General features: G+C 64.0%; 20 protein-coding genes. 8 read left to right on the top strand and 12 right to left on the bottom strand.

Annotated elements, in window-relative coordinates; genetic code table 11:
- Positions 1 to 27: 27 nt before the first annotated feature.
- The gene (locus B0G77_RS06850) at positions 28 to 1,500 is read right to left on the bottom strand and encodes an aldehyde dehydrogenase family protein (protein ID WP_133661435.1); all 1,473 of its coding nucleotides are present in this window, start codon (positions 1,498 to 1,500) and stop codon (positions 28 to 30) included.
- Positions 1,501 to 1,710: 210 nt separating this feature from the next.
- Here B0G77_RS06850 and B0G77_RS06845 point away from each other — a divergent pair, with 210 nt between their 5' ends.
- Together B0G77_RS06845 and B0G77_RS06840 are read left to right on the top strand one after the other, a co-directional pair.
- Entirely contained in the window at positions 1,711 to 2,688 is a 978-nt protein-coding gene (locus B0G77_RS06845; protein WP_133661434.1) for a LysR family transcriptional regulator, read from the top strand.
- A gap of 56 nt (positions 2,689 to 2,744) precedes the next feature.
- Positions 2,745 to 3,299 carry a YaeQ family protein gene (locus B0G77_RS06840; RefSeq protein ID WP_133661433.1) on the top strand — a complete coding sequence of 185 codons (555 nt, stop codon included), beginning with the start codon at positions 2,745 to 2,747 and terminating at the stop codon, positions 3,297 to 3,299.
- A gap of 58 nt (positions 3,300 to 3,357) precedes the next feature.
- Here the strand turns inward: B0G77_RS06840 and B0G77_RS06835 are convergent, their stop codons facing one another.
- On the bottom strand, positions 3,358 to 3,783 hold the full coding sequence (locus B0G77_RS06835; protein WP_133661432.1) for a VOC family protein: 426 nt from the start codon (positions 3,781 to 3,783) through the stop codon (positions 3,358 to 3,360).
- Positions 3,784 to 4,219: 436 nt separating this feature from the next.
- On the opposite strand from B0G77_RS06835, the gene ada reads away from it, so the two are divergent.
- The 4 genes from ada to B0G77_RS06815 all read left to right on the top strand — a co-directional run bounded on the left by ada (position 4,220) and on the right by B0G77_RS06815 (position 8,816).
- Positions 4,220 to 5,332, top strand: a complete 1,113-nt coding sequence (ada, locus tag B0G77_RS06830; RefSeq protein WP_133661431.1) for a bifunctional DNA-binding transcriptional regulator/O6-methylguanine-DNA methyltransferase Ada — start codon at positions 4,220 to 4,222, stop codon at positions 5,330 to 5,332.
- Positions 5,329 to 6,273: a DNA-3-methyladenine glycosylase gene (locus tag B0G77_RS06825; RefSeq protein ID WP_243750947.1), complete on the top strand. Its 945-nt coding sequence runs from the start codon at positions 5,329 to 5,331 to the stop codon at positions 6,271 to 6,273. Before ada ends, B0G77_RS06825 begins: the two co-directional genes overlap by 4 nt.
- Before the next feature lie 166 nt (positions 6,274 to 6,439).
- Entirely contained in the window at positions 6,440 to 8,053 is a 1,614-nt protein-coding gene (gshA, locus tag B0G77_RS06820; protein ID WP_133661430.1) for a glutamate--cysteine ligase, read from the top strand.
- Positions 8,054 to 8,318: 265 nt separating this feature from the next.
- Positions 8,319 to 8,816: a hypothetical protein gene (locus B0G77_RS06815; RefSeq protein ID WP_133661429.1), complete on the top strand. Its 498-nt coding sequence runs from the start codon at positions 8,319 to 8,321 to the stop codon at positions 8,814 to 8,816.
- A 47-nt stretch (positions 8,817 to 8,863) separates the two neighbouring features.
- Here the strand turns inward: B0G77_RS06815 and B0G77_RS06810 are convergent, their stop codons facing one another.
- The gene (locus B0G77_RS06810; protein WP_133661428.1) at positions 8,864 to 10,429 is read right to left on the bottom strand and encodes a DHA2 family efflux MFS transporter permease subunit; all 1,566 of its coding nucleotides are present in this window, start codon (positions 10,427 to 10,429) and stop codon (positions 8,864 to 8,866) included.
- A 148-nt stretch (positions 10,430 to 10,577) separates the two neighbouring features.
- Entirely contained in the window at positions 10,578 to 11,102 is a 525-nt protein-coding gene (locus B0G77_RS06805; RefSeq protein WP_133661427.1) for a MarR family transcriptional regulator, read from the bottom strand.
- Between the two features lie 254 nt (positions 11,103 to 11,356).
- On the opposite strand from B0G77_RS06805, the gene B0G77_RS06800 reads away from it, so the two are divergent.
- Together B0G77_RS06800 and B0G77_RS06795 are read left to right on the top strand one after the other, a co-directional pair.
- A complete protein-coding gene (locus B0G77_RS06800; RefSeq protein WP_133661426.1) occupies positions 11,357 to 11,704 on the top strand; it encodes a hypothetical protein in 348 nt (115 codons plus the stop codon).
- Between the two features lie 220 nt (positions 11,705 to 11,924).
- Positions 11,925 to 13,472 (top strand): efflux transporter outer membrane subunit, encoded by a 1,548-nt coding sequence (locus B0G77_RS06795; protein WP_133661425.1) that lies wholly within the window; start codon positions 11,925 to 11,927, stop codon positions 13,470 to 13,472.
- 81 nt (positions 13,473 to 13,553) lie between these two features.
- Here B0G77_RS06795 and B0G77_RS06790 read toward each other — a convergent pair whose 3' ends face one another.
- From B0G77_RS06790 to gspG, 8 genes are read right to left on the bottom strand one after another with little or no spacing between them, the layout of a single operon-like run.
- Positions 13,554 to 14,333 (bottom strand): type II secretion system protein N, encoded by a 780-nt coding sequence (locus B0G77_RS06790; protein ID WP_133661424.1) that lies wholly within the window; start codon positions 14,331 to 14,333, stop codon positions 13,554 to 13,556.
- A 22-nt stretch (positions 14,334 to 14,355) separates the two neighbouring features.
- Positions 14,356 to 14,859 carry a type II secretion system protein M gene (locus tag B0G77_RS06785; RefSeq protein ID WP_133661423.1) on the bottom strand — a complete coding sequence of 168 codons (504 nt, stop codon included), beginning with the start codon at positions 14,857 to 14,859 and terminating at the stop codon, positions 14,356 to 14,358.
- Positions 14,856 to 16,232 (bottom strand): type II secretion system protein GspL, encoded by a 1,377-nt coding sequence (gene gspL, locus B0G77_RS06780; protein ID WP_133661422.1) that lies wholly within the window; start codon positions 16,230 to 16,232, stop codon positions 14,856 to 14,858. The genes B0G77_RS06785 and gspL overlap by 4 nt, the downstream gene beginning before the upstream one ends.
- Before the next feature lie 28 nt (positions 16,233 to 16,260).
- Positions 16,261 to 17,388, bottom strand: coding sequence for a type II secretion system minor pseudopilin GspK (gspK, locus tag B0G77_RS06775; RefSeq protein ID WP_133661421.1), 1,128 nt, complete (start codon positions 17,386 to 17,388; stop codon positions 16,261 to 16,263).
- A gap of 2 nt (positions 17,389 to 17,390) precedes the next feature.
- Positions 17,391 to 18,026: a prepilin-type N-terminal cleavage/methylation domain-containing protein gene (locus B0G77_RS06770; RefSeq protein ID WP_243750946.1), complete on the bottom strand. Its 636-nt coding sequence runs from the start codon at positions 18,024 to 18,026 to the stop codon at positions 17,391 to 17,393.
- A 37-nt stretch (positions 18,027 to 18,063) separates the two neighbouring features.
- Positions 18,064 to 18,471, bottom strand: coding sequence for a type II secretion system minor pseudopilin GspI (gene gspI, locus B0G77_RS06765; RefSeq protein ID WP_133661419.1), 408 nt, complete (start codon positions 18,469 to 18,471; stop codon positions 18,064 to 18,066).
- Between the two features lies 1 nt (position 18,472).
- The gene (locus tag B0G77_RS06760; RefSeq protein ID WP_243750945.1) at positions 18,473 to 18,958 is read right to left on the bottom strand and encodes a GspH/FimT family pseudopilin; all 486 of its coding nucleotides are present in this window, start codon (positions 18,956 to 18,958) and stop codon (positions 18,473 to 18,475) included.
- A gap of 13 nt (positions 18,959 to 18,971) precedes the next feature.
- Complete coding sequence (gspG, locus tag B0G77_RS06755) at positions 18,972 to 19,436, bottom strand: type II secretion system major pseudopilin GspG (protein ID WP_133661417.1); 465 nt, start codon at positions 19,434 to 19,436, stop codon at positions 18,972 to 18,974.
- Between the last annotated feature and the right edge of the window lie 80 nt (positions 19,437 to 19,516).

Here is a 19,516-nt window from a genome sequence, read left to right as displayed (position 1 = left end):
ACGTCATGGCCGATGTTGCGTCGTGCTTCAGCCCGCGACGTAAGCGGTCTTTACAGTCGTGTAGAACTCAACGGCATACGTGCCCTGTTCGCGCGGTCCGTAACTCGAGCCTTTGCGACCGCCGAACGGCACGTGATAGTCGACGCCCGCGGTTGGCAGATTCACCATCACCATGCCGGTCTGACTGTGGCGCCGGAAATGCCGCGCGTATTTCAGCGACTGCGTACAGATGCCTGCGCACAGGCCAAACGGCGTGTCGTTGGCGAGATGCAGTGCGTGCTCGTAGTCGTCGGCAGGAAGTACAACGGCGAGCGGACCGAAAATCTCCTCGCGTGCGATCCGATGCGCTGGCTCACCAATGAAGAGCGCCGGCTCGAGAAAGTAGCCCCGCGTTGCCCGTTCCAGCCGGCGGCCGCCCGCCACCAGCTCCGCGCCTTCTTCGCGACCGACATTCAGGTAGTCCTGCGTCACTGCGAGCTGCTGCTCGTTGGCGACCGGCCCGATGTCGGTACCGTGCTTCAGCGCGTGATCGACGGAAAGCGACGCAAGCTTCGCCTTCAATGCCTCGACGAAAGGTTCGAACGCGCCGCGCTCGACGATCAGCCGCGATGAAGCCGTACAACGCTGTCCGGTAGAGACGAACGCGCCGTTCAGCGCCGCATCGACGGCGCTCTCCAGATTTGCGTCCGCCAGCACGACGAGCGGGTTCTTGCCGCCCATCTCAAGCTGCACGCGGGCCTGCCGCGCGGCCGCCGACTGCAGCACACGTGTTCCGGTCTCGACCGAGCCCGTGAAGCTGATCGCGTGCACGAGCGGGTGGGCGACGATCCGTTCGCCAACCTGCCGGCCGCTGCCCATGACGAGATTGAAGACGCCCGCCGGCAACCCCGCGCGATTGATGATCCCGGCCAGCGCCGCCGCGCACGCTGGAACCGTTTCGGCCGGCTTGAACACGACGCAGTTGCCATAGGCGAGGGCCGGGGCGATCTTCCATGCCGGAATCGCGAGCGGAAAATTCCATGGCGCGATGATCCCGATTACGCCGAGCGGCTCGCGTGTCACGTCGATGTCGATTCCGGCGCGCACCGATGGGCGGTGTTCCCCGGGAACGCGCAGCGCCTCGCCGGCGAAAAACCTGAAGATCTGGCCGGCGCGCGTCGCTTCTGCGATCGCTTCCGGCAGGGTCTTGCCTTCCTCGCGCGCCAGCAGGCGGCCAAGTTCGTCCTTGCGAGCGAGAATCTCACTGCCGATCGCATCCAGTGCGTCGGCCCGCCGCTGGATCGAAGCGAGCGACCACTCGCGAAACGCCGCGCTTGCAGCCTCGATGGCCGCATCGGTCTGCCGTGCATCGGCGCGGGCATATTCGCCGATCGGATCGTCGAGATCCGATGGATTCAGCGACAGCCCCGTCGTCGCACCGGTTTCCCAGGCACCATTGATGTAGTGCCGGAACGGACCGGATACGAGAGGAAACAGAGGGGCTAGGGGATCGCGATTCATCGCTGCGCAGTGCGGCCGTCCGGTGAAAGTTCACGAATGGTATGAGTCGCCGCAATAACTTTCCAATCCCTTTTTAGGCCATCGCAATATCGTTTCTGGTATGGCATCATCGCAGCTGGCCCAACGCGGTGTGGCGCCGATACGACCTACCGCCAGGTCTTTTGCCGACATCCCCCAGATAACCGCACGAAACAACGGAGCGGGACATCCATGACACGCAGCTACTCGAACTGGTTCGTCCGCGCGCGGCTCAAGACCCGACAGCTGTTACTGCTCGCCGCGATGGAGGAAGAGGGCAACGTCCGGCGCGCTGCCGACGTGCTCGGGATGACGCAGCCCGCGGCATCCCGTTTGCTGAAGGAACTGGAGGACATGCTGGGCGTGAGTCTCTTCGACCGGACGCCGCACGGCATGCACGCCACCCTGTACGGTGAGGTGATGATTCGCCACGCGCGGATGGTGCTGTCAAACCTGAGTCACGCGCATGATGAAATATCGGCATTGCGGGCCGGACTTGCGGGACAGGTGCGCATCGGCGTGATCGCGACGGCAGCCGCGACGATGGTGCCGCGCGCGATAGCCAGCGTGAAGGCGCGCTATCCGCAGTTGCAGATCTGGGTGCAGGTCGAAACGTCGGATGTGATGCTGCCGCGTGTGGCGGAGGGCGAACTGGATATCATGATCGGCCGGGTGCTCGAACGGCAGGACCAGTTAAAGACCGAGGTCCGCTATGAACCGCTCGCCGATGAGCCGTTATGTGTGGTCGCACGGCCCGGCCATCCGCTCGAAGGCGAGGCGGGGCTGACGTTGCGCGGCATCGTCAACGCTAGCTGGGTACTGCATCCGCCCGGTAGCGTGCTGCGGCACCGGTTCGATATGATCTTTTCGCAGATCGGACTGAATCCGCCGCAAAACGTCGTCAATACGAACAATTTTCTGGCGATCTCGAGCCTGCTTTTGCAGAGTGACATGTTGGCCGTGTTGCCTGACGAGGTCGCGCGGCAGTATCAGCAGTACGGCGTGCTGAAGCGCCTGCCGATCGACTTGCCGTGCAGGATGGACGCATTCGGTATCATCACGCGCCAGTCGCATCTGCTTTCGCCGGCGGCGTCGGTGGTGCTCGACGCGCTTCGCGAGGCCGCCGCCGAGGTGTACGGCACGCCGTTCGATGCCACCGCGGCGACCTGAAAGTCGCTGCTTAACCCTTATTCTGAAAGGGCCGCCGAAGCGGCCCTTGATCCTGCATGGCTCTAAAATCGACGATTTACAAGGCGGAACTCCAGATCGCCAACATGGACCGGCACTACTATGCCGACCATCAGCTGACCATCGCGCGCCACCCGTCTGAAACCGACGAGCGAATGATGGTCCGCGTCGCCGCGTTCGCGCTGTTCGCGCAGGAGCGGCTCGAATTCTGCAAGGGGCTGTCGGATACCGATGAGCCCGATCTCTGGCAAAAGGACCTGACCGGCGCCATCGAAACCTGGATCGACGTCGGTCAGCCGGACGAACGGCGCATCGCGAAGGCAAGCGGTCGAGCGAACGAGGTGATCGTGATCGCGTATGCGGGCCGAACCTCCGATATCTGGTGGCAGGGCGTGCGCAGCAAGGTCGAGCGTCTGCGGAATGTGACGGTTTGGTCGCTGGGTGAAGGCGTCGCCGAGGCCCTTGGCGGCCTCGCCGAACGGACGATGCGACTGCAATGCACGGTGCAGGACAGCGCCGCGTGGCTCGGCAGCACCGAAGCCGATCCGGTGCCGATCGAGTGGACCGTGTTGAAGGCGCCGGCCAGCGTCTGAGCGCGTCACCGACTCCATGGGGCGCAGCGGAACCCGGCAGGGCTCATTGGCGACGAAGCTACAGGGACGTCTCGCGCGCCGCTTCGGGTGGCCCTTTCAGTTCGACCATATTGCCTTCTGGGTCGAACAGATACAGCGAAGGGCCGTAGCCGTCCGCGCCATATCGCAGTGCCGGCTCTCCCGGCCGCGCCCCGTGGACGATGAGATGCGCCTTGAGCGCATCGGTGTCGAAGGGCTCGATGCGCAGGCACAGATGATCCATATTGCGTCCCGCGCCCGGCGCGCCGCTCTCCGGGCGATCGATCTTCCCGCCGACCTTCAGCAGGTCGATCAGCGAGCGCCCGGCGCGTAACTGAGTGAGCCCAAGATCAGCCTGTTCCTTCTCCACGCTGCAGCCAAGTACATCGCGGTAAAAACGGGTCATCGCATCGAGATCGGTGGTCCTGATCACGACGTGGTCGATCTCACGAATGTGAAACTTCATGGAAAAGCCTCCTTCGTCCGGTTCTTCATGCCGCTGGATGGCAGTCTACGAGTGTAGGAGGAAGACGAGGCGGGTGCTAATGCCGCTGGATGGCTCGGCGGATGACTGCCTGCTGGCTGCCTGCCGATTTCATGCCGTTGTCCGCGCTGTCGTACAGTTAGCAGGCGAAAAAAAGCCCGCTCACAGGGAGCGGGCTGAATCCATATCAGGAGGAGACATGGAGGAGACAGAGACAACTATACACAACGGGTTGGTGCGACGCAATAGATTTTTAAGGGAAAACCCGAGGCGATGCCGATTTGTGCTCTCTCCTGGGATTCGACCCCAACAATTGCCGGCTAACCCGGGCGGCCCAATGACAGAGCAAGAACCGGAGCGTACTGTAAGGCTCTGCGGACTACATTAGGACCATCGAAACCGTCCTGTCGAGAACGTCATGAACGCCACACAACTCGCCTGGTCCACCGACGCCGAGCGCTGGACCGCCCTCACCGAACGCGACGCCCAGGCAGACGGCGTGTTCTTTTACGCCGTCCGCACGACGGGGGTCTTTTGCCGGCCGTCGTGCGCATCACGTCCGCCGCGCCGTGAAAACGTCGAATTTTTCGTTACCGCAGACGAAGCGCGCGCCGCGGGCTATCGCGACTGCAAACGCTGCCAGCCCGGCGGCCTGCCGCGCGAGCTCGACATCGTGAACCGCGCCTGCGCGGCGCTCGATGCCGACCCCCAGCAACGTCTCACGCTCGCCCAGCTGAGCGAAGCGGTCCACGTCAGCCCATTTCACCTGCAGAGACTGTTCAAGCGCGTAACAGGCGTGTCGCCGCGCGAGTATCAGGCCGCGCAGCGTGGCGCAGCGCTGCGCGACGCCCTGCAACGCGGCACCGACGTCACCCGCGCCACCGTCGACGCGGGCTTCAGTTCGCCATCACGGATGTACGACAACGCGCCGGCCGAACTGGGCATGGCGCCGTCGGCCTACCGCCACAAGGGCAAGGGTCTCACCGTGCGCTACGGCAGTGCGCCGACGTCGCTCGGCTTCGTGCTCGTCGCGGCGACCGACAAGGGCATCTGCAAGATCTCCTTCGGTGACGAGGTCGCCGGGCTGGTCGACGACCTGCGCGGCGAATTCGCGAATGCCATGCTGATCGACGATCCGCTGAAGCTCGCGCCGTTCCTCCGGCAGATCGACGCCTATCTGCACGGTACACGCCAGCATTTCGACCTGCCGCTCGATATCGCCGCCACCGCCTTCAAACTGCGGGTCTGGGACGCGTTGCGGCGCATCCCGTACGGCGAGACGCGTAGCTATTCCGATATCGCCGAAGCCGTCGGTTCACCGCGCGCGGTACGTGCTGTCGCCAGCGCCTGCGCGACCAATCCGGTAGCACTCGCGATTCCGTGTCATCGTGTCGTGCAGAAGGGTGGTGCGCTCGCGGGCTACCGCTGGGGCCTGCCGCGCAAGGCAGCGCTGCTCGACACTGAAGCTCGCCACACGGGCGCGGTAGCCGCTGCGCCTGCCGAAACCAACGATCTGGATCACGTCGCTTGAGCACCCTTAGGCCCATTCCGTCCGCAACATCCGCCGCTTCTCTCGAACTGCCGTTCAAACCGCCTTTCGACTGGCCGCGCATCCTGCGTTTCTTCGCGGGACGCGCGACACCTGGCGTCGAAGCGGTCGAAGACAGCGCGTATCGTCGCGCAATCGAGTGGGCCGGCGACAGCGGCACGCTGACCGTCCGTCTGCATCCGAAGAAGCGCTGCATCGTCGCCACGCTCGAAGGTGAGGTCGGCCGCCATGCCGAGGCGCTCGCCGCGCCCATCGCGCGCATGTTCGACCTGCACGCCGATCCGGCGGCGATCCGCTCGCACTTCGCCAGCGACCCGTGGCTTGCCCCGCTCGTCGAAGCCGCGCCGGGTCTGCGCGTGCCGGGAGCCTGGTCCGGCTTCGAGCTGGTGGTCCGGGCAATCGTCGGCCAGCAGGTCAGCGTGAAGGCGGCCACCACGATCATCGGCCGGCTCGTGCAGCGCGCCGGACAGCGCATCGAAGGCCATATGCACGAGCGCACCGCCTGGCGCTTTCCGACGCCTGCGGCTCTTGCTGCCGTCGATCTCGCGCAGATTGGCATGCCTGGCAAACGTGTGGCCGCGTTGCAAGGCTTTGCGCAGGCGGTGGCCTCCGGCGCCGTGCCCATCGACCACACCCATGACGCCGATATCGACGCGATGGCATTGCGTGCCGCGCTGCTCGCGTTGCCCGGCATCGGGCCGTGGACGGTCGAATACGTCGCGATGCGCGCATGGCGCGATGCCGATGCGTGGCCGGCGTGGGACCTGGTGCTGATGCAGTCGATTGCCATGCGCGACCCGACGCTCGTCCGTCCGACCCAGCAACGCACACGCACGGACACATGGCGGCCATGGCGCGCCTATGCCGCCATGCATCTGTGGAATGAGGTCGCGGACCGCGCGGGAGGGGCGCGCGGCGGTTGACGGGTGTCGGGGAAACGGCGATTCCAGGGTAGTCCCGGAGACGCGGAACCGGCCGCCGAAGCGGCCTCAAGCAGGGGTTCTGGCGAGATGTTAAAGTGCCCGCTACTGAAAATTCCGCCGATCGTTGTCGGCCGCACAAAGCGCCGATAACGCACGACCTGCATCAATGCCCAACACGACACCTCTCCGCACGACCGACGCCTTTTCGCACCGCCTGTCTGTGCTGACATCCGGCCCGCAGCGCGACGCGCTGACGGCCGGTCTGCGCGGCATCGAAAAAGAAAGCCTGCGCGTGACGCACCATGGCCAGCTCGCGATGACGCCGCATCCGCGCGCGCTGGGCTCCGCCCTGACGCACCCGTCGCTGACCACCGACTATTCGGAAGCGTTGCTCGAACTGATCACACCGGCCGAACACGACGTCTCCATCACGCTGGAAAAACTCGACGAGCTGCATCGTTTCGTCTACGCAGAGCTCGGCGACGAGATTCTCTGGAACAACTCGATGCCAGGCCTCTTGCCCGCCGACGACGAGATCCCGATCGCGCAATACGGCACATCCAATATCGGCAAGCTGAAGTATGTGTACCGCACCGGTCTGGCGCTGCGCTACGGGCGCACGATGCAATGCATTGCGGGCATTCACTACAACTATTCGCTGAACGAAGAAGTGTGGCGCGTGCTTCACGCGGATCAGCAGTCCACGGCGAGCCCCGTCGATTTCCAGTCGGAACGCTACCTCGCACTGATCCGCAATTTCCGCCGTACGAACTGGCTGCTGATGTATCTGTTCGGCGCATCGCCGGCACTTGATCGCCGCTTCCTGCGCGACCGCGCGCATACGCTCGAAACCTTCGACGCCGACACGTTCTATCGCCCATACGCGACGAGCCTGCGGATGAGCGATCTCGGTTATTCGAACACCACTGCGCAGGCCGCGCTGCATGCCGACTACGACACGCTGCCCGGCTATCTCGACGCACTCGCAAAAGCGGTCAGCCAGCCCTATCCGCCGTACGAGGCGATCGGCACGCAGCGCGACGGCGAGTGGGTGCAGATCAACACTAACGTGCTGCAGATCGAAAACGAGTTCTATTCGACGATCCGGCCAAAGCGCATCACGTATCCTGGCGAGCGTCCGCTGCATGCTCTCGCCGCGCGCGGTGTGCAGTACGTCGAAGTGCGCTGCATGGATATCGATCCTTTTGAGCCGATCGGAATCTCGCTCGAAACGTCGCGCTTTCTCGACGCCTATCTGCTGGTCTGCGCGCTCGACGACAGCGCACTACTGCCGCCGGCTGCCTATGCCGAATCCAACGCGAACTTTGGCCGCGTCACGATGGAAGGGCGCAAGGCGGGTCTGGAACTGACGCGCGAGGGACGCAGCATCCCGATGCTCGACTGGGCGCACGAACTCTTCGCGAAGATCGACAGCGCCGCGGCAACGCTCGACGCATTGCGCGGCGACGACTCGCACGCTCGTGCTGTCGCGACGCAACGCGCAAAGCTCGCTGATGTATCGTTGACGCCGTCGGCACGCGTACTGGAAACAATGCGCGACAGGCAGCAGAGCTTCCTGCAATTCGGCCTCGAGCAGAGCGAAGCGCATGCCGCATATTTCCACTCGCGTCCGCTGCCCGTCGACGAACAGCAGGCGTTCGCTGAGTCTGCGGCAAAGTCGCTCGAAGAACAGGCGAAGCTCGAGCGCGAGGAAGTCGGCTCGTTCGATGCATTCGTCGCTGCCTATCGCGCATACACTTTGAATCGCTTCAGCGTGTGATCCTGCAGCCAATCGTTGTACGAAAGAGGGCAGCGCGATGCTGCCTTTTTTCATTTCGGCGTGGCGCGCCATCCGTCCTTGCGCACGGTAACAGCCACGCGATCAGCAACTGCCACACGCCGTCGATCGGCAAAATCTCCGCGACCTGAGGTAGATCAAAAGTGTGCATGAAACGTCGTCGGCCTTGGTCGGTCAAACTTTCATGACATACGATCGGGCCGCGATGAAATGGACCCGACGCGCAACGGTGGCATGGAGCTACGCGATGAAAAAAGGTCTGGTGGCTGTGCTATGCGTGCTGGCCGCGGGGTGCTCGACACGCGGCCAGGTTGACCCCGACACGATGCAGATCGCGACCGCACCGCTTACCTGCGCGAACAAGGCCCAATGCGATCTGTGGTGGAAGCGCGCGCAGGCGTGGGTCACACAGGTGTCAACCTATGATGTGCAAACCGTCAGCGATACGCTGATCCAGACCGCCGGGCCCGATGGCGGCAAACGCGCGCTTGCGTACCAGATCACGCTGACACCCAATAGCGACGGCACCGCAACGATCGGCTTCGCCGCGCACTGCGATAGTTCGCTCGGCTGCAAACCGAATCCATGGAAAGCGGGAGCCGATTTCAAGCAGTTCGTGAGAGGCACTGCAGCGGGTGTTACACCGCAGTCACCGGCGTCCGCTCCTTCTGCAGCAAACCCCACTGATACAGCGGGCGCTCAATCGGCCCGTCCGTCTTCGACAGGCGAGCCTGTCTCCCAGTAGCCGGCGCTTCGTCGCCGCGCCGCAACCGCTCGCGGCGGCGAAAGAGGCTAGTGCCCTATGGACGGACCGCCGACTTTGCGCGGCTTCGTGATCCAGACGAGGCCCGCCAGCACAAGAAACGCGACGCAGGAAATCCGGAAGAAGTCGTTGGTCGCCATCATGTAGGCCTGCTGCGTGACGATCTCGTTCAGTTGAGCCGTTGCCCCTGAGCCGGACATGCCGAGACTCGTCAGGGCATCACGATAGGCAATCGTGTTCTGCGAATAGGCGTTTACCGATTCCGCCAGTACCGCGTGGTGAAAGATCGTGTCGTTCTCCCAAAACGTCGTGCTGATCGCCGTGCCGATCGCCCCCGAAAGTGTCCGCAGAAAGTTCGACAGGCCTGACGCGCTCGCGAGCCGTTCGTCCGGGACGCTCGAAAGCGTGATGGTCGTCATCGGCACGAAGAAACATGCGACACCGATCCCCTGCACCAGCCGCGGCCAGATCACATGATTGAAGGGTACGTCGAGCGTGAAGCTCGAGTTCCAGAACGACACGAACGCAAATACCAGAAACGCGCAACTTGCGACCATCCGCAGGTTGAGCCGATGCATGTTGCGGCCGATCAGCGGCGAGAGCACCAGCGCGAGCAGCCCGACCGGCGCGGTTGCGAGGCCGGCGATCCCCGGCGTGTAGCCCATCACGGTCTGCAGCCACAGCGGGAAGATCACCACCGAGCCGAAAAACGCCATGAAGCCGAACGAGATGATCAGCGCGCCGAGCGCGAAGTTGCGGTCCTTGAAGAGCGACAGGTCGACGACCGGTTCCTTCTCCGTCATTTCCCAGACGAGCATGAACGCGAGCGACACCACCGCAATGATCGCCAGCGCGACGATGAACGTCGAGTTGAACCAGTCGCGGTCCTTGCCGAGGTCGAGCACCATCTGCAGACACGACACGCCGATCACGAGCAACGCAAGACCGACTGCGTCGATACGCTGCTTCGTGGTCTTCGTTTCGCGGCCACGCAGCAGCAGGAACGCACAGGTCGCCGAAAAGAGGCCGATCGGCACATTGATATAGAAGATCCACGGCCAGGTGAAGTTGTCGGTGATCCAGCCACCCATCACAGGCCCGAAGATCGGTGCGCAGATCACCGTCATCGCCCACAGGCCGAGCGCGAGGCCGCGCTTTTCCGACGGGTATGAGCGCATCAGGATCGTCTGCGAAAGCGGCACCATCGGACCGGAGACGAGCCCCTGAAGCAGCCGGAAAGCGATCAGCGATTCGAAGTTCTGCGCGAAGCCGCACAGCGCCGATGCGACCGTAAAGAGCAGCACCGACAGGGTAAAGAGCCGCACCTCGCCGACCCGGCGCGCGAGCCAGCCGGTCAGCGGCACGGCAATCGCCGACGCCACCGAATACGACGAAATCACCCACGTGCCTTCGCTCGTCGCGACACCGAGGCTGCCGGAAATAGTCGGTACCGCGACGTTCGCGATCGACGTATCGAGCACTTCCATGAAGGTGCCGAGCGCAAGACCCACGGTGAGCAGCGCGAGCATACCGCCGGCGAGCGGCGCCGGTGCAGCGGGTGGGGCGGAGGCGTCGGCAGTTGCCAAAGTTGTCATGTATCGATCTCCGTGTCGCGCAGAAAGCTTGCCGCGGCATGCTTGTCAGCCCGTCAAACCCACGCTGACGATGCATCTTGCATGCTTCGACACCTTCTGCCCAGACAGATAAATGCCTGTGTTGCGGCGCTCAGAAAGCGCCGTTTATCTACTCGTTCTTTTCTGCGGCCGATGAACTGGCGGGTGGCGCGGGTGGCGCAACTTCGCAGCATCCTGAGTCACCGGCTGGGCCATTCGCAATGAAGCGGGCAAGCAAATCGATCAGCGTTGCGAGGTCAGCGTCGGAAAAACCGCGCAGCTGTTCGTTCAGCACGGTGGCGCCGATGCCCGGTAACACTTTCGCGGCATCCGCGCCTTGTGGCGTCAGCTGCAGCTCGACCATGCGGCGGTCGGCATCGCTACGGGTTCGTACGATAAAACCCTTTTTTTCCAGCCTGTCGAGCATCCGCGTCATCGAGCCGCTGTCGTACGACATGGCTCGCGACAGCTCATACGGCGTATGCGCCCGACCGCATGACAACAGGAGGATCACGGCAATCTGCGAAGACGTGAGTCCGAGGGGTTCGACCGCCTGATCCATCCGCTCCGCGAACACATTGCGCGCCTTGGAAAGGTAATAGCCGAGACTCGCCTCAAGGCGGATCTCGTTGGCATTGTAAGGGCCATCGCTCATCGGAAATCGCCAGAAAACATCGGGAACGGGTGTCGAATTTTATCTGCCTGGGCAGGCAAGTCAACCGCATTCTGCATCGGTCTCCTCGACAAAAAACAACAGTCAATCAGACATGACGCAAAGTATCTTGAAATTTAATTGCATAGTCAATATTATGACAGGCAATAAGTTACGCGCGATCTGCGCTGTCACGAGACCATGTTCTGACCGATTGAACGGCAACGGCGTCCGCCGGTGCTAAAAGGATTTCCGCGATGCTGTACCTGAAAAACACCCTTGGCGGCCTGGGCCGCTCCCTGACTGGCTCTGCGCTCTGCCCTTTCCAGGGGCCGCATCGCTGGTGGAAGCTGGCGCTGTACGCGGCCATATTCGTCTTGCCGGGTGGGTCGATCGCGGTCTTGCTGTTCGCATGGGCTGGAAATCGTCGCGACGGCAGCACCGCACGCGAACGCGCCGATGTGCCGGTCGCGTTGGTGACCTCCACGGCAACGACCAAAGGGACGGCAGCCGTCATCTCCAGTTGCCAGACTCGCGCCGATGCGCCGCCCTGCCGAGCCGCTGCGGGAAAGCAGGCTCGCCAGAGTTGCGACGCCCGCAGCTAGAGACACAGTCGCCGCGCACGGCCGACGGTAACGAGACGTAACCGTCTCGACAACGTCGGTAACACACCTTCCGCATCCATCGCATTACCCTTTCAGTTTTCCGTATCGAGCGCATGGCGTGCGCTACCATCACGGGCGTCGCGCACGTTGCATGGCCGCCTGCAGCGGCGGTTTGCGGCGATTGCGTCGCGCGAATGCTGGACCGAAAGGAATTCATTGCATGCTGTTTGAACACACCACGCGCCCGCTTACGGCCGCGCCTCGTGCACTCACGCTCGCCGTCGCTGCGGCAACGTTAGCAGTTGCACTTGCCGGTTGCGCGGTCGGCCCCGACTACAAGCGTCCGGCGGTCTCAGTCCCCGAGTCGTACAAGGAAGCGGCTGACGGCTGGAAAGTTGCGCAGCCAGCCGACCAGAACGATCGCGGCGCGTGGTGGACCATCTATAAAGACCCGCAGTTGAACGCGCTCCAGGACAAGCTCAACCAGTCGAACCAGACCGTTGCGCAGTTCGCCGCCGCTTACCGGCAGGCGCGGGCGCTCGTCAGCGAAGCACGTGCGGCGTATTTCCCGGTGATCAGCGCGACGGCAGGCGCGACACGGCAGGGCTCGTCATCGCATATCAACTCGAGTTCGACGTCAGGCTCGCTTCCAAGCTCGGTCGGCAATAGCTATCACCTCCAGCTCGACGCCACCTGGGAGCCGGACCTGTGGGGCAAGGTGAGCCGCTCGGTCAGCTCCCAGCAGGCTGGCCAGCAGGGCGCCGCCGCGGATCTGGCCAACGCCCGTCTGTCCGCGCAGGCGACGCTTGCGCAGACCTACTTTTCACTGCGCTCGCTGGACGCAACCCAGAAGCTGCTCGACGACACCGTCGAGGCCTATACCCGCTCGCTGCAACTCACGCAAAATCAGTACGCGCAGGGCATCGTCGCGCGCTCGGACGTGATCCAGGCGCAGACCCAGCTGCAATCCGCGCAGGCCGCTGCGATCGGAAACGGCGTCGCGCGCGCGCAGGACGAGCACGCCATCGCGGTACTGGTCGGCGAACCTGCTTCGACATTCTCGATTCCGCCGTCGCCGCTCGTAGCAACGCCGCCAGCAGTGCCCACGCAGATGCCCTCCGCGCTGCTCGAACGCCGGCCCGATATCGCGTCGGCGGAACGCAAGGCCGCGGCGGCAAACGAGCAGATCGGCGTGGCGATCGCCGCATTTTTTCCGACATTGACGCTGTCGGCCACGGGCGGTTTCGAAAGCTCGGTGCTCTCGCAGTTGCTGACGGTGCCGTCGCGCTTCTGGACGCTCGGTCCTCAACTCGCTGCCACGATCTTCGATGCCGGCCTGCGCAAGGCGCAGACCGACGCCGCCCGCGCGACCTACGACCAGGACGTCGCCGCCTACCGGCAAACCGTGCTGGCCGCGTTCCAGGATGTCGAGGACAACCTTGCGTCGCTGCGCATCCTCGCGCAGGAAATCGTCGTGCAGCAGCAGGCCGTCGATTCGGCCCGTCAGGCGCGCGATATTGTCCTGAACCAGTACAAGGCCGGCACAGTCGGCTTCGTGAATGTGCTGACCGCGCAGACCACCGCGTTCACGGCCGAACAGAAACTCGCGAGCATCGCCGGGCAGCGCATGGTGTCGTCGGTGGGGCTCGTCAAGGCGCTTGGCGGCGGCTGGGACGCTTCGCAGATGGATCGCGAGACGGGCGACGTCACCGCGCCGGCGCCCATACCGCAGGCGGTCGCGCAGAAATCGGACCCCGCGCAGAAATAGCGATGGATCAGGAGGCGGCACTGCAGTAACCGCCTCCCTTGATGCCTGGCAATGTCATCGTCGCGAGCGTCGCGCCGTCGCTCAACGAATGAAGGTAAGCGCCACGGTGTCCGGCCCGGTGCGCCGGCCGAGGAGATTCAACAGCCCCGCAAGGTTGTCGTGTTGCTCCGGCGCGGCGCTCGCCGTGCCCTGAAACGACGTCCCCGCCTGCTGCACGATGCCGTGACCGTCGAGCATCAGCGGTCCCTTCAGCGTCGACAGATCGACCGTCGATCTCATGCCCTCCGCCTGAAGCACAACCTGATACGACCCGAGCGGCTTGACCAGCGACACGCGCGAACTCATATTATTCAGCGTGACGGTGATTCTGCCGAACGCTTGCTTGTCAAACATGCGCAGATCGGTCCATGCAAGACGCACGTCACCCTGCAGATCGAGCGTATTGAACGGAGCGCCGAGGCCAGCAAGCAAGGACGCCGGCACGGCGATGCCGCCGCCAGTGATGGTCGCGCCTCGTGCGGCAGCATCGACGGTAACGAAGTCCGGCATCGCGTCGGTCTGACGCATCTGCATACGCACGCGGCCTGTGAAAAGCGGCCAGAACGAAGTGCGCCATTCGATTCGGCCCGGCAGCAGCGTCGCACCCGACAGATCGTCACCTGCGGCGAGCATCAACGTCGCCGAGCCGTTCCACAGCGAACCGGCCGGATCGGCGAGATTCAGGTGACCGTGCGTGGCCTTCGCGAATTGCGGTGTGATCAACGCGGCAGGCAGCATCACGAGCAACACCGTGCCGCTCGACAATGCGGCAACGAGCGCCCACGGCAACGCAGCACGTAAACGGCGCATCCAGAAAATCATGCGGTTTCGTGCCGATGCGCGTTCATCGGGCTGTCGACGGCTGCAAAGATGCCGTCAAATCGACCTGGCCGTCGGCCTTCAGTGCGCTCACGTGCGACTCGACGACCTGCACCTTGAACTGCCGCCGCGCGTCGTCGAGCCAGGCGGTCCACGCCGGAAACGGCGCATTCTTCATCTGGATCTGCACCGCATTGCCAAGCACCTGCACCTGGGTCGCGGCAAGGCCGTGATCGGTGAGCGAGGCCGTCAGAGCGTCTTTTAGCGCACCGCCCGTAGGCGCCACACCCTGAGTCGCTGGCGACAGCGCACGCGCCTCGTTCGCCTGCGCGGTCATCTGCGCGAGCTGGCGCTGCAGAGCGGGCAGCGTATCGCGCAGACGCGCGCGGCCTTCCTGCGCGGGTGCCCATAGCACCGACCAGGCGACTACCACGCCCACCGCCGCGCCGCCCCACGTCAGCAGCGTCTTTTCGCGCGTCGTGCGCGCGTCCCAGAATCCGGCCCAGGTCTGTGCAAGTGCTGTTTTCATTGTCCGTTCCTGATCGTCCACTTGCCCGTATTGCTGTCGATCGCGCCGTTCAGGCCATTGCGCGCAAGGCGCCGGCCCAGATCAGGATCGACCTTCACTTCCGGCTTGAAGGTCACTTCGAGGTGCCGATCGTGATAGTCCAGCGCCGCGAGCCCGTTCACGGGAATCGGACCCAGCGAACGCGCGAGCCCATCCGCCAGCGACAGGAAATCGCCCGGCGACAGCTCACCCGCCGCGACGCGCAGTTGCTGAAGCTGGCGCGACATCTGGTCGGGGGCATCGAGCACGACGGTGGTTTTCGGAAAGGCGTTGAGCAGCAACTCGGTCATCTGCGTCGTGATGGCATCGCGCTGGCGCGCAAGCATCAGCCACTGCAGGTTGGCACCGATTATCGCCACCACGATCGAGGCAATCGCCAGCAGCAACGGTACACGCAGCCGCCGCAGCGTCGCACGGTCGAGGCGCCAAGGCTGGGAGGCAAACTCGAACTGGCACAGATCAAAGCGGCATTCGAGCGCGCGGCGCGCCAGCGTCTCGAACGGCAACGGCTGCGCGCCGCCCAGATGCGCCTCTACACTTGACGCGAGACGCGGCTCGTTGCCGGGCACCTCCGTGAGCGAATAAAGCGTAGTGGGCGCGGTGCCTGCCAGCGCGGCAAGGGTCGCGCGAACGCCGGCCGCCGGCACGGCGAGCCCTTCGCCCAGCGCGCCGCGCACGATCGCAAGTTCGACGCCTGGCGCGCCGGTTTCCATCGCGGCATCAATGAGCAGCGCCGGGGCCGTCGATACCACCGCGCCGAGCACGGCGGCAACGACGGGCGCAACCGGTGTGTCCCCCAAGCCTGCGCCCGCCGCTGCTGTCGCCAGCAGATCGGCACCGGCATGCGCTGTCGCGGCGATCGCCGCCTCAGCGGGGAGTGTCGCGCCGGTCAGTGCTTCCGGCAGACAGCGCGTAACCGGCACCGCGCTAATGTTGCGATGACCGGCTGCATGAAAGCCTTCCAGGATGAACCGGAACCAGCCACGATCGATCACGGCGAGCACCTGCTGCCCCCCGGCGAGCGGTAGCGGATCGAGCGCGATGTGACAGGTCTGCGGATCCTGGATCAACTGATCCTCAACGACGTTCGGCAGCGCCTGGCGCAACCGCGGGCCTTTGAGCGGCGGCACGGTGGCAGCGATCATCAGCAGATCGCGCGCGGCAACCATCAGCACGGTCGCCGACGCGCGCGGCAGCAGCGGCAACGCCGAGCGACCGGCGCGTTGCGTGCGGCCCGCCTTGTCGAGCAACAGGAACGGCATTTCCGGCAACTGCCATTCCTGCGAAGGCACCACCGGGTCACGCGGCGGCAGAAGGACGATCAGGGTGCTCAAAGGCCACTCTCTCCGGGAAAGACGTTATTCATAGCTGGTCGCGCACACGCACGATACGCGTCGTGTGCGTCAGTGAATCGCGATAGATGAGCGTCGTGCGGTCCACTTCCGCGCGTTCGTGCTGCACGCGGCCGTGAATCAGAAAATAGCTCGTGTTCACGTCGAGCTGGTTCGGGTCCAACGCCGCGAGCTGCACACCCGCGCCTTGCAACGCCAGTTGCACGTCACCGATGTTATGAAAGAACACCGTCGCGCGACGCGCAACGAAGGCTTGCGCGCTCGACAGGTTCATCCCCGGGACAATTGCAGCGATGACTTCGGCGGGAGCCGTGTTCATGTTGACGGCCGAAGTCGTCGGCAGCACGGTCACGAAAGGGCGCAGGCGCGCGACCATTTCGGGCGTGAAGCCCGGAACATCGAGCAGCGAGTCGACGCTCGTCATCTGGAGCGGCGCGACGGGGGAGTTGTCGTCGCTGTCGTCGAGACCCGGTTTGTCGGTGAAATTGCCGCCGCCGATTGCACCGCCTTGCAATGTCGTGGTCGTGCTGGTGGTGGTCTGCGTCTGGAAGCGAGTCGCGGATTGCGCGAGGCTCGCGCGCAGCTGGACTGCGGTGTTTTTTGCCAGCTGGCCATTGACATCGAGGAGCGCGAGGAGGCGCTGGAATGCCTCGATCTGTTGGATATTCAGCTGGAGCGCGCCGGGCGCCGGACTCGAGACGAGATTGCGCAGGTTGAATTTGGCCTGGGCGTCTTCGATCGATCCCGACAGCCAGGTTTCCGCACCCTGTTCGGCGCCGCCTTCGCCGATCTGGCCCAGAAAGTCGGACAGGCGTGTCTTTGCGATTGGCACGCCCCAGATGCCACCGAGGTAAGTGACCCCGGCGGAGGTGTCGCCCTCAGAACGGAGGATCAGGCGCGTCCAGTCTAGCGCGCCCCTTGCTACCCATTGGGCCTGGGACAGGAGGCGCTGGTTCTCGATTCTTCTGATTTGCACCTGCTGGCGCCAGAGCATGCCTGAGACCAGGATCGCGGATAGCGCTACGACTAGCAGGGCTGTGATGATGGCTGCGCCGGCGGTTTTTGTTCTTTTCTGGAATTGCAGTTTTGGTGCCTTCGAACCAAAGCACCGCGCAGACGAAGAACAAAAAAACTTCATCATCATTCTCCGACAAGAAACACGCGCGTCACAGGCCGCGCCAACCCCTTGCCTCCGATGCTCACTTCAAGCCCGGTGACAGATCGCTGCAAAGGCGCATTCCCCAATTGCGGCACCTTGAGATTATTGTCGTTCTGCGTGATGGCGGATTGCACATCATTCATCTGGGCGGTCCAGCCGACCTTCGGCACATAAGCACGCGCGGAGATCGCTCCGACACCGCCCATCAACGGCACCGCGCTCCAGTCCGCATTTTCTCCACCGCGCAAGGCACGCCGCAACTCACCCACATTCCCTAACGGCGGCGACGCATACCGGATCACACGTCCATCGGCGATCCGATACCGCACAACCTCCAGCCGCGGTGCCGTGCCCGGCATATCAAGCGCACGCACGATCTGCAGCACGCTGCCGCCAATCGATACTGCCGCCTCGCCCGCTTCATCGTCCGAGGTCGCCTGCCGCGCATCGATCCGCATCTGGTCGAACAGCTGCGCGAAGACGCGTTCGTCTTCCATCGCGCTGGTAATCATCTGCCGGCCACGTACGATCTGGTCCAGCCCACGCCACGACAGCACAGCAATCACCGCCAGGATCGCAATCGCAACCAGCAATTCGATCAGCGTGAACCCCCGCACGCGGCGAGGCAGACCTCCGCGGCGAGCCGCATTGCATTTACAGCGACCGGCTGGTTTCATTCGCGATCACCGTAACCATCTGGGCGAGATTGCCGGAACGCCCAGGCGTCGTCACCGATACTTCGACGCGCCTAAACACCGGGTTCGGCGTCGCGCTCACGCGCTCCGTGCAGATCAGCTGCTGGTTGCCCTGCGAGCAGTCGAAACTCTGTGAGCCGACCTCCGGCCACGCGTGTGCAAGCCGCAACTGCGCGAGTGTGTTGTCGGCGCTCCAGCCGGCCAGCATCCGCGTGTGCAGATCGGCCTCGCTCGTCGCAAGACTGCCTACCGCACGCAGCGACGCCGCCAGCGCCACCGCGATGATCGCAAGCGCGACAAGCACTTCGATCATCGTAAAGCCGCGCGATGCCGCGGCGCGAGCCGAACCCGACGTGCGGCAGCGCATCTCAACGCACCTCATAGCGGCCATTACCCGTGCCGACGATCGTCGCGCTCCCCGCGGACGAAAACAGCGTCACCTGCACGGGCGCGTCGATGCTTTCCGTTCCGAATACGACGCGATCGGCACGCTCCTCCGAACCGGGATAGCTGATCGCGACACCCGTTACGCCACCTTCCCAGTGGCGCGGTCCCAGCAGATCGTCACGCAGCGGACGCCAGCCGTCATCGCTGCGCAGATCGAATCGGAAACCCCCTTCGAGCGGCAGCCAGGCGATGGGCCGCGCACGCACCTGCGCTTCATCGCCGGCGGATTCGAACAGCAGCGCGAGACGTTGCGCTTCTTCGTTCAGATCCGTGCGCGGATTGCGCGTCAGCGACAGCGATGCCAGCGACACCAGCAGGCCGGCAATCACCAGCACCACCAGCATTTCCAGCAGCGTAAAACCGGTCGCACGCGGACGGCTGCGCGGCATCGGAAGCATCGCCTTCATTGAAGTCAGCCAGTTACTGCCACGAACCCACGTCCGCGTCGTTGCCCTCGCCGCCAGGCTTGCCGTCGGCGCCATAGCTGAAAACGTCGATCTCGCCGTGAACGCCCGGGTTCAGGTATTGATACGCGTTGCCCCACGGATCGTTAGGCAGGCGTTCGAGATAGCCGCCGTCCTTCCAGTTGTTCGGCACCGGATCCGTCGACGGTTTTTCGATCAGCGCGCGCAATCCCTGCTCCTGGGTCGGATAACGGCCGTTGTCGAGGCGATAGAGCTTCAACGCCTGCATCATCGTGCCGATGTCCTGCTTCGCCGCGACACGGCGGGCTTCGTCCGGGCGGCTCATGATCTTCGGCACGATCAGCGCGGCGAGAATGCCGAGAATCGCGATCACCACCATGATTTCGATCAACGTGAACCCGCGTTGACGGCGGGCGCCCAGTCCGGAGATTTCAGTGCGGCGTGTGGTCCACATCTGCATAGCTTGCTACCTCGTTCCAGAAAAAGTATCGATGCAACGGGCGACGCCCGGTGCAGTGAACATGCTGCGTTCCACCTGCC

This window comes from Paraburkholderia sp. BL10I2N1 (assembly GCF_004361815.1).
Taxonomy (GTDB): Bacteria; Pseudomonadota; Gammaproteobacteria; order Burkholderiales; family Burkholderiaceae; genus Paraburkholderia.
The sequence above is the reverse complement of the archived record's forward strand: the minus strand, read 5'-3'. Positions and strand labels throughout refer to the sequence as shown.

What these genes read in the sequence shown, in the direction of transcription:
- B0G77_RS06850 (WP_133661435.1), bottom strand. Translation starts at nt 1,500, where the DNA reads ATGAATCGCGATCCCCTAGCCCCTCTGTTTCCTCTCGTATCCGGTCCG.
- B0G77_RS06845 (WP_133661434.1), top strand. Translation starts at nt 1,711, where the DNA reads ATGACACGCAGCTACTCGAACTGGTTCGTCCGCGCGCGGCTCAAGACC.
- B0G77_RS06840 (WP_133661433.1), top strand. Translation starts at nt 2,745, where the DNA reads ATGGCTCTAAAATCGACGATTTACAAGGCGGAACTCCAGATCGCCAAC.
- B0G77_RS06835 (WP_133661432.1), bottom strand. Translation starts at nt 3,783, where the DNA reads ATGAAGTTTCACATTCGTGAGATCGACCACGTCGTGATCAGGACCACC.
- ada (WP_133661431.1), top strand. Translation starts at nt 4,220, where the DNA reads ATGAACGCCACACAACTCGCCTGGTCCACCGACGCCGAGCGCTGGACC.
- gshA (WP_133661430.1), top strand. Translation starts at nt 6,440, where the DNA reads ATGCCCAACACGACACCTCTCCGCACGACCGACGCCTTTTCGCACCGC.
- B0G77_RS06815 (WP_133661429.1), top strand. Translation starts at nt 8,319, where the DNA reads ATGAAAAAAGGTCTGGTGGCTGTGCTATGCGTGCTGGCCGCGGGGTGC.
- B0G77_RS06810 (WP_133661428.1), bottom strand. Translation starts at nt 10,429, where the DNA reads ATGACAACTTTGGCAACTGCCGACGCCTCCGCCCCACCCGCTGCACCG.
- B0G77_RS06805 (WP_133661427.1), bottom strand. Translation starts at nt 11,102, where the DNA reads ATGAGCGATGGCCCTTACAATGCCAACGAGATCCGCCTTGAGGCGAGT.
- B0G77_RS06800 (WP_133661426.1), top strand. Translation starts at nt 11,357, where the DNA reads ATGCTGTACCTGAAAAACACCCTTGGCGGCCTGGGCCGCTCCCTGACT.
- B0G77_RS06795 (WP_133661425.1), top strand. Translation starts at nt 11,925, where the DNA reads ATGCTGTTTGAACACACCACGCGCCCGCTTACGGCCGCGCCTCGTGCA.
- B0G77_RS06790 (WP_133661424.1), bottom strand. Translation starts at nt 14,333, where the DNA reads ATGATTTTCTGGATGCGCCGTTTACGTGCTGCGTTGCCGTGGGCGCTC.
- B0G77_RS06785 (WP_133661423.1), bottom strand. Translation starts at nt 14,859, where the DNA reads ATGAAAACAGCACTTGCACAGACCTGGGCCGGATTCTGGGACGCGCGC.
- gspK (WP_133661421.1), bottom strand. Translation starts at nt 17,388, where the DNA reads ATGAAGTTTTTTTGTTCTTCGTCTGCGCGGTGCTTTGGTTCGAAGGCA.
- gspI (WP_133661419.1), bottom strand. Translation starts at nt 18,471, where the DNA reads ATGCGCTGCCGCACGTCGGGTTCGGCTCGCGCCGCGGCATCGCGCGGC.
- B0G77_RS06760 (WP_243750945.1), bottom strand. Translation starts at nt 18,958, where the DNA reads ATGAAGGCGATGCTTCCGATGCCGCGCAGCCGTCCGCGTGCGACCGGT.
- gspG (WP_133661417.1), bottom strand. Translation starts at nt 19,436, where the DNA reads ATGCAGATGTGGACCACACGCCGCACTGAAATCTCCGGACTGGGCGCC.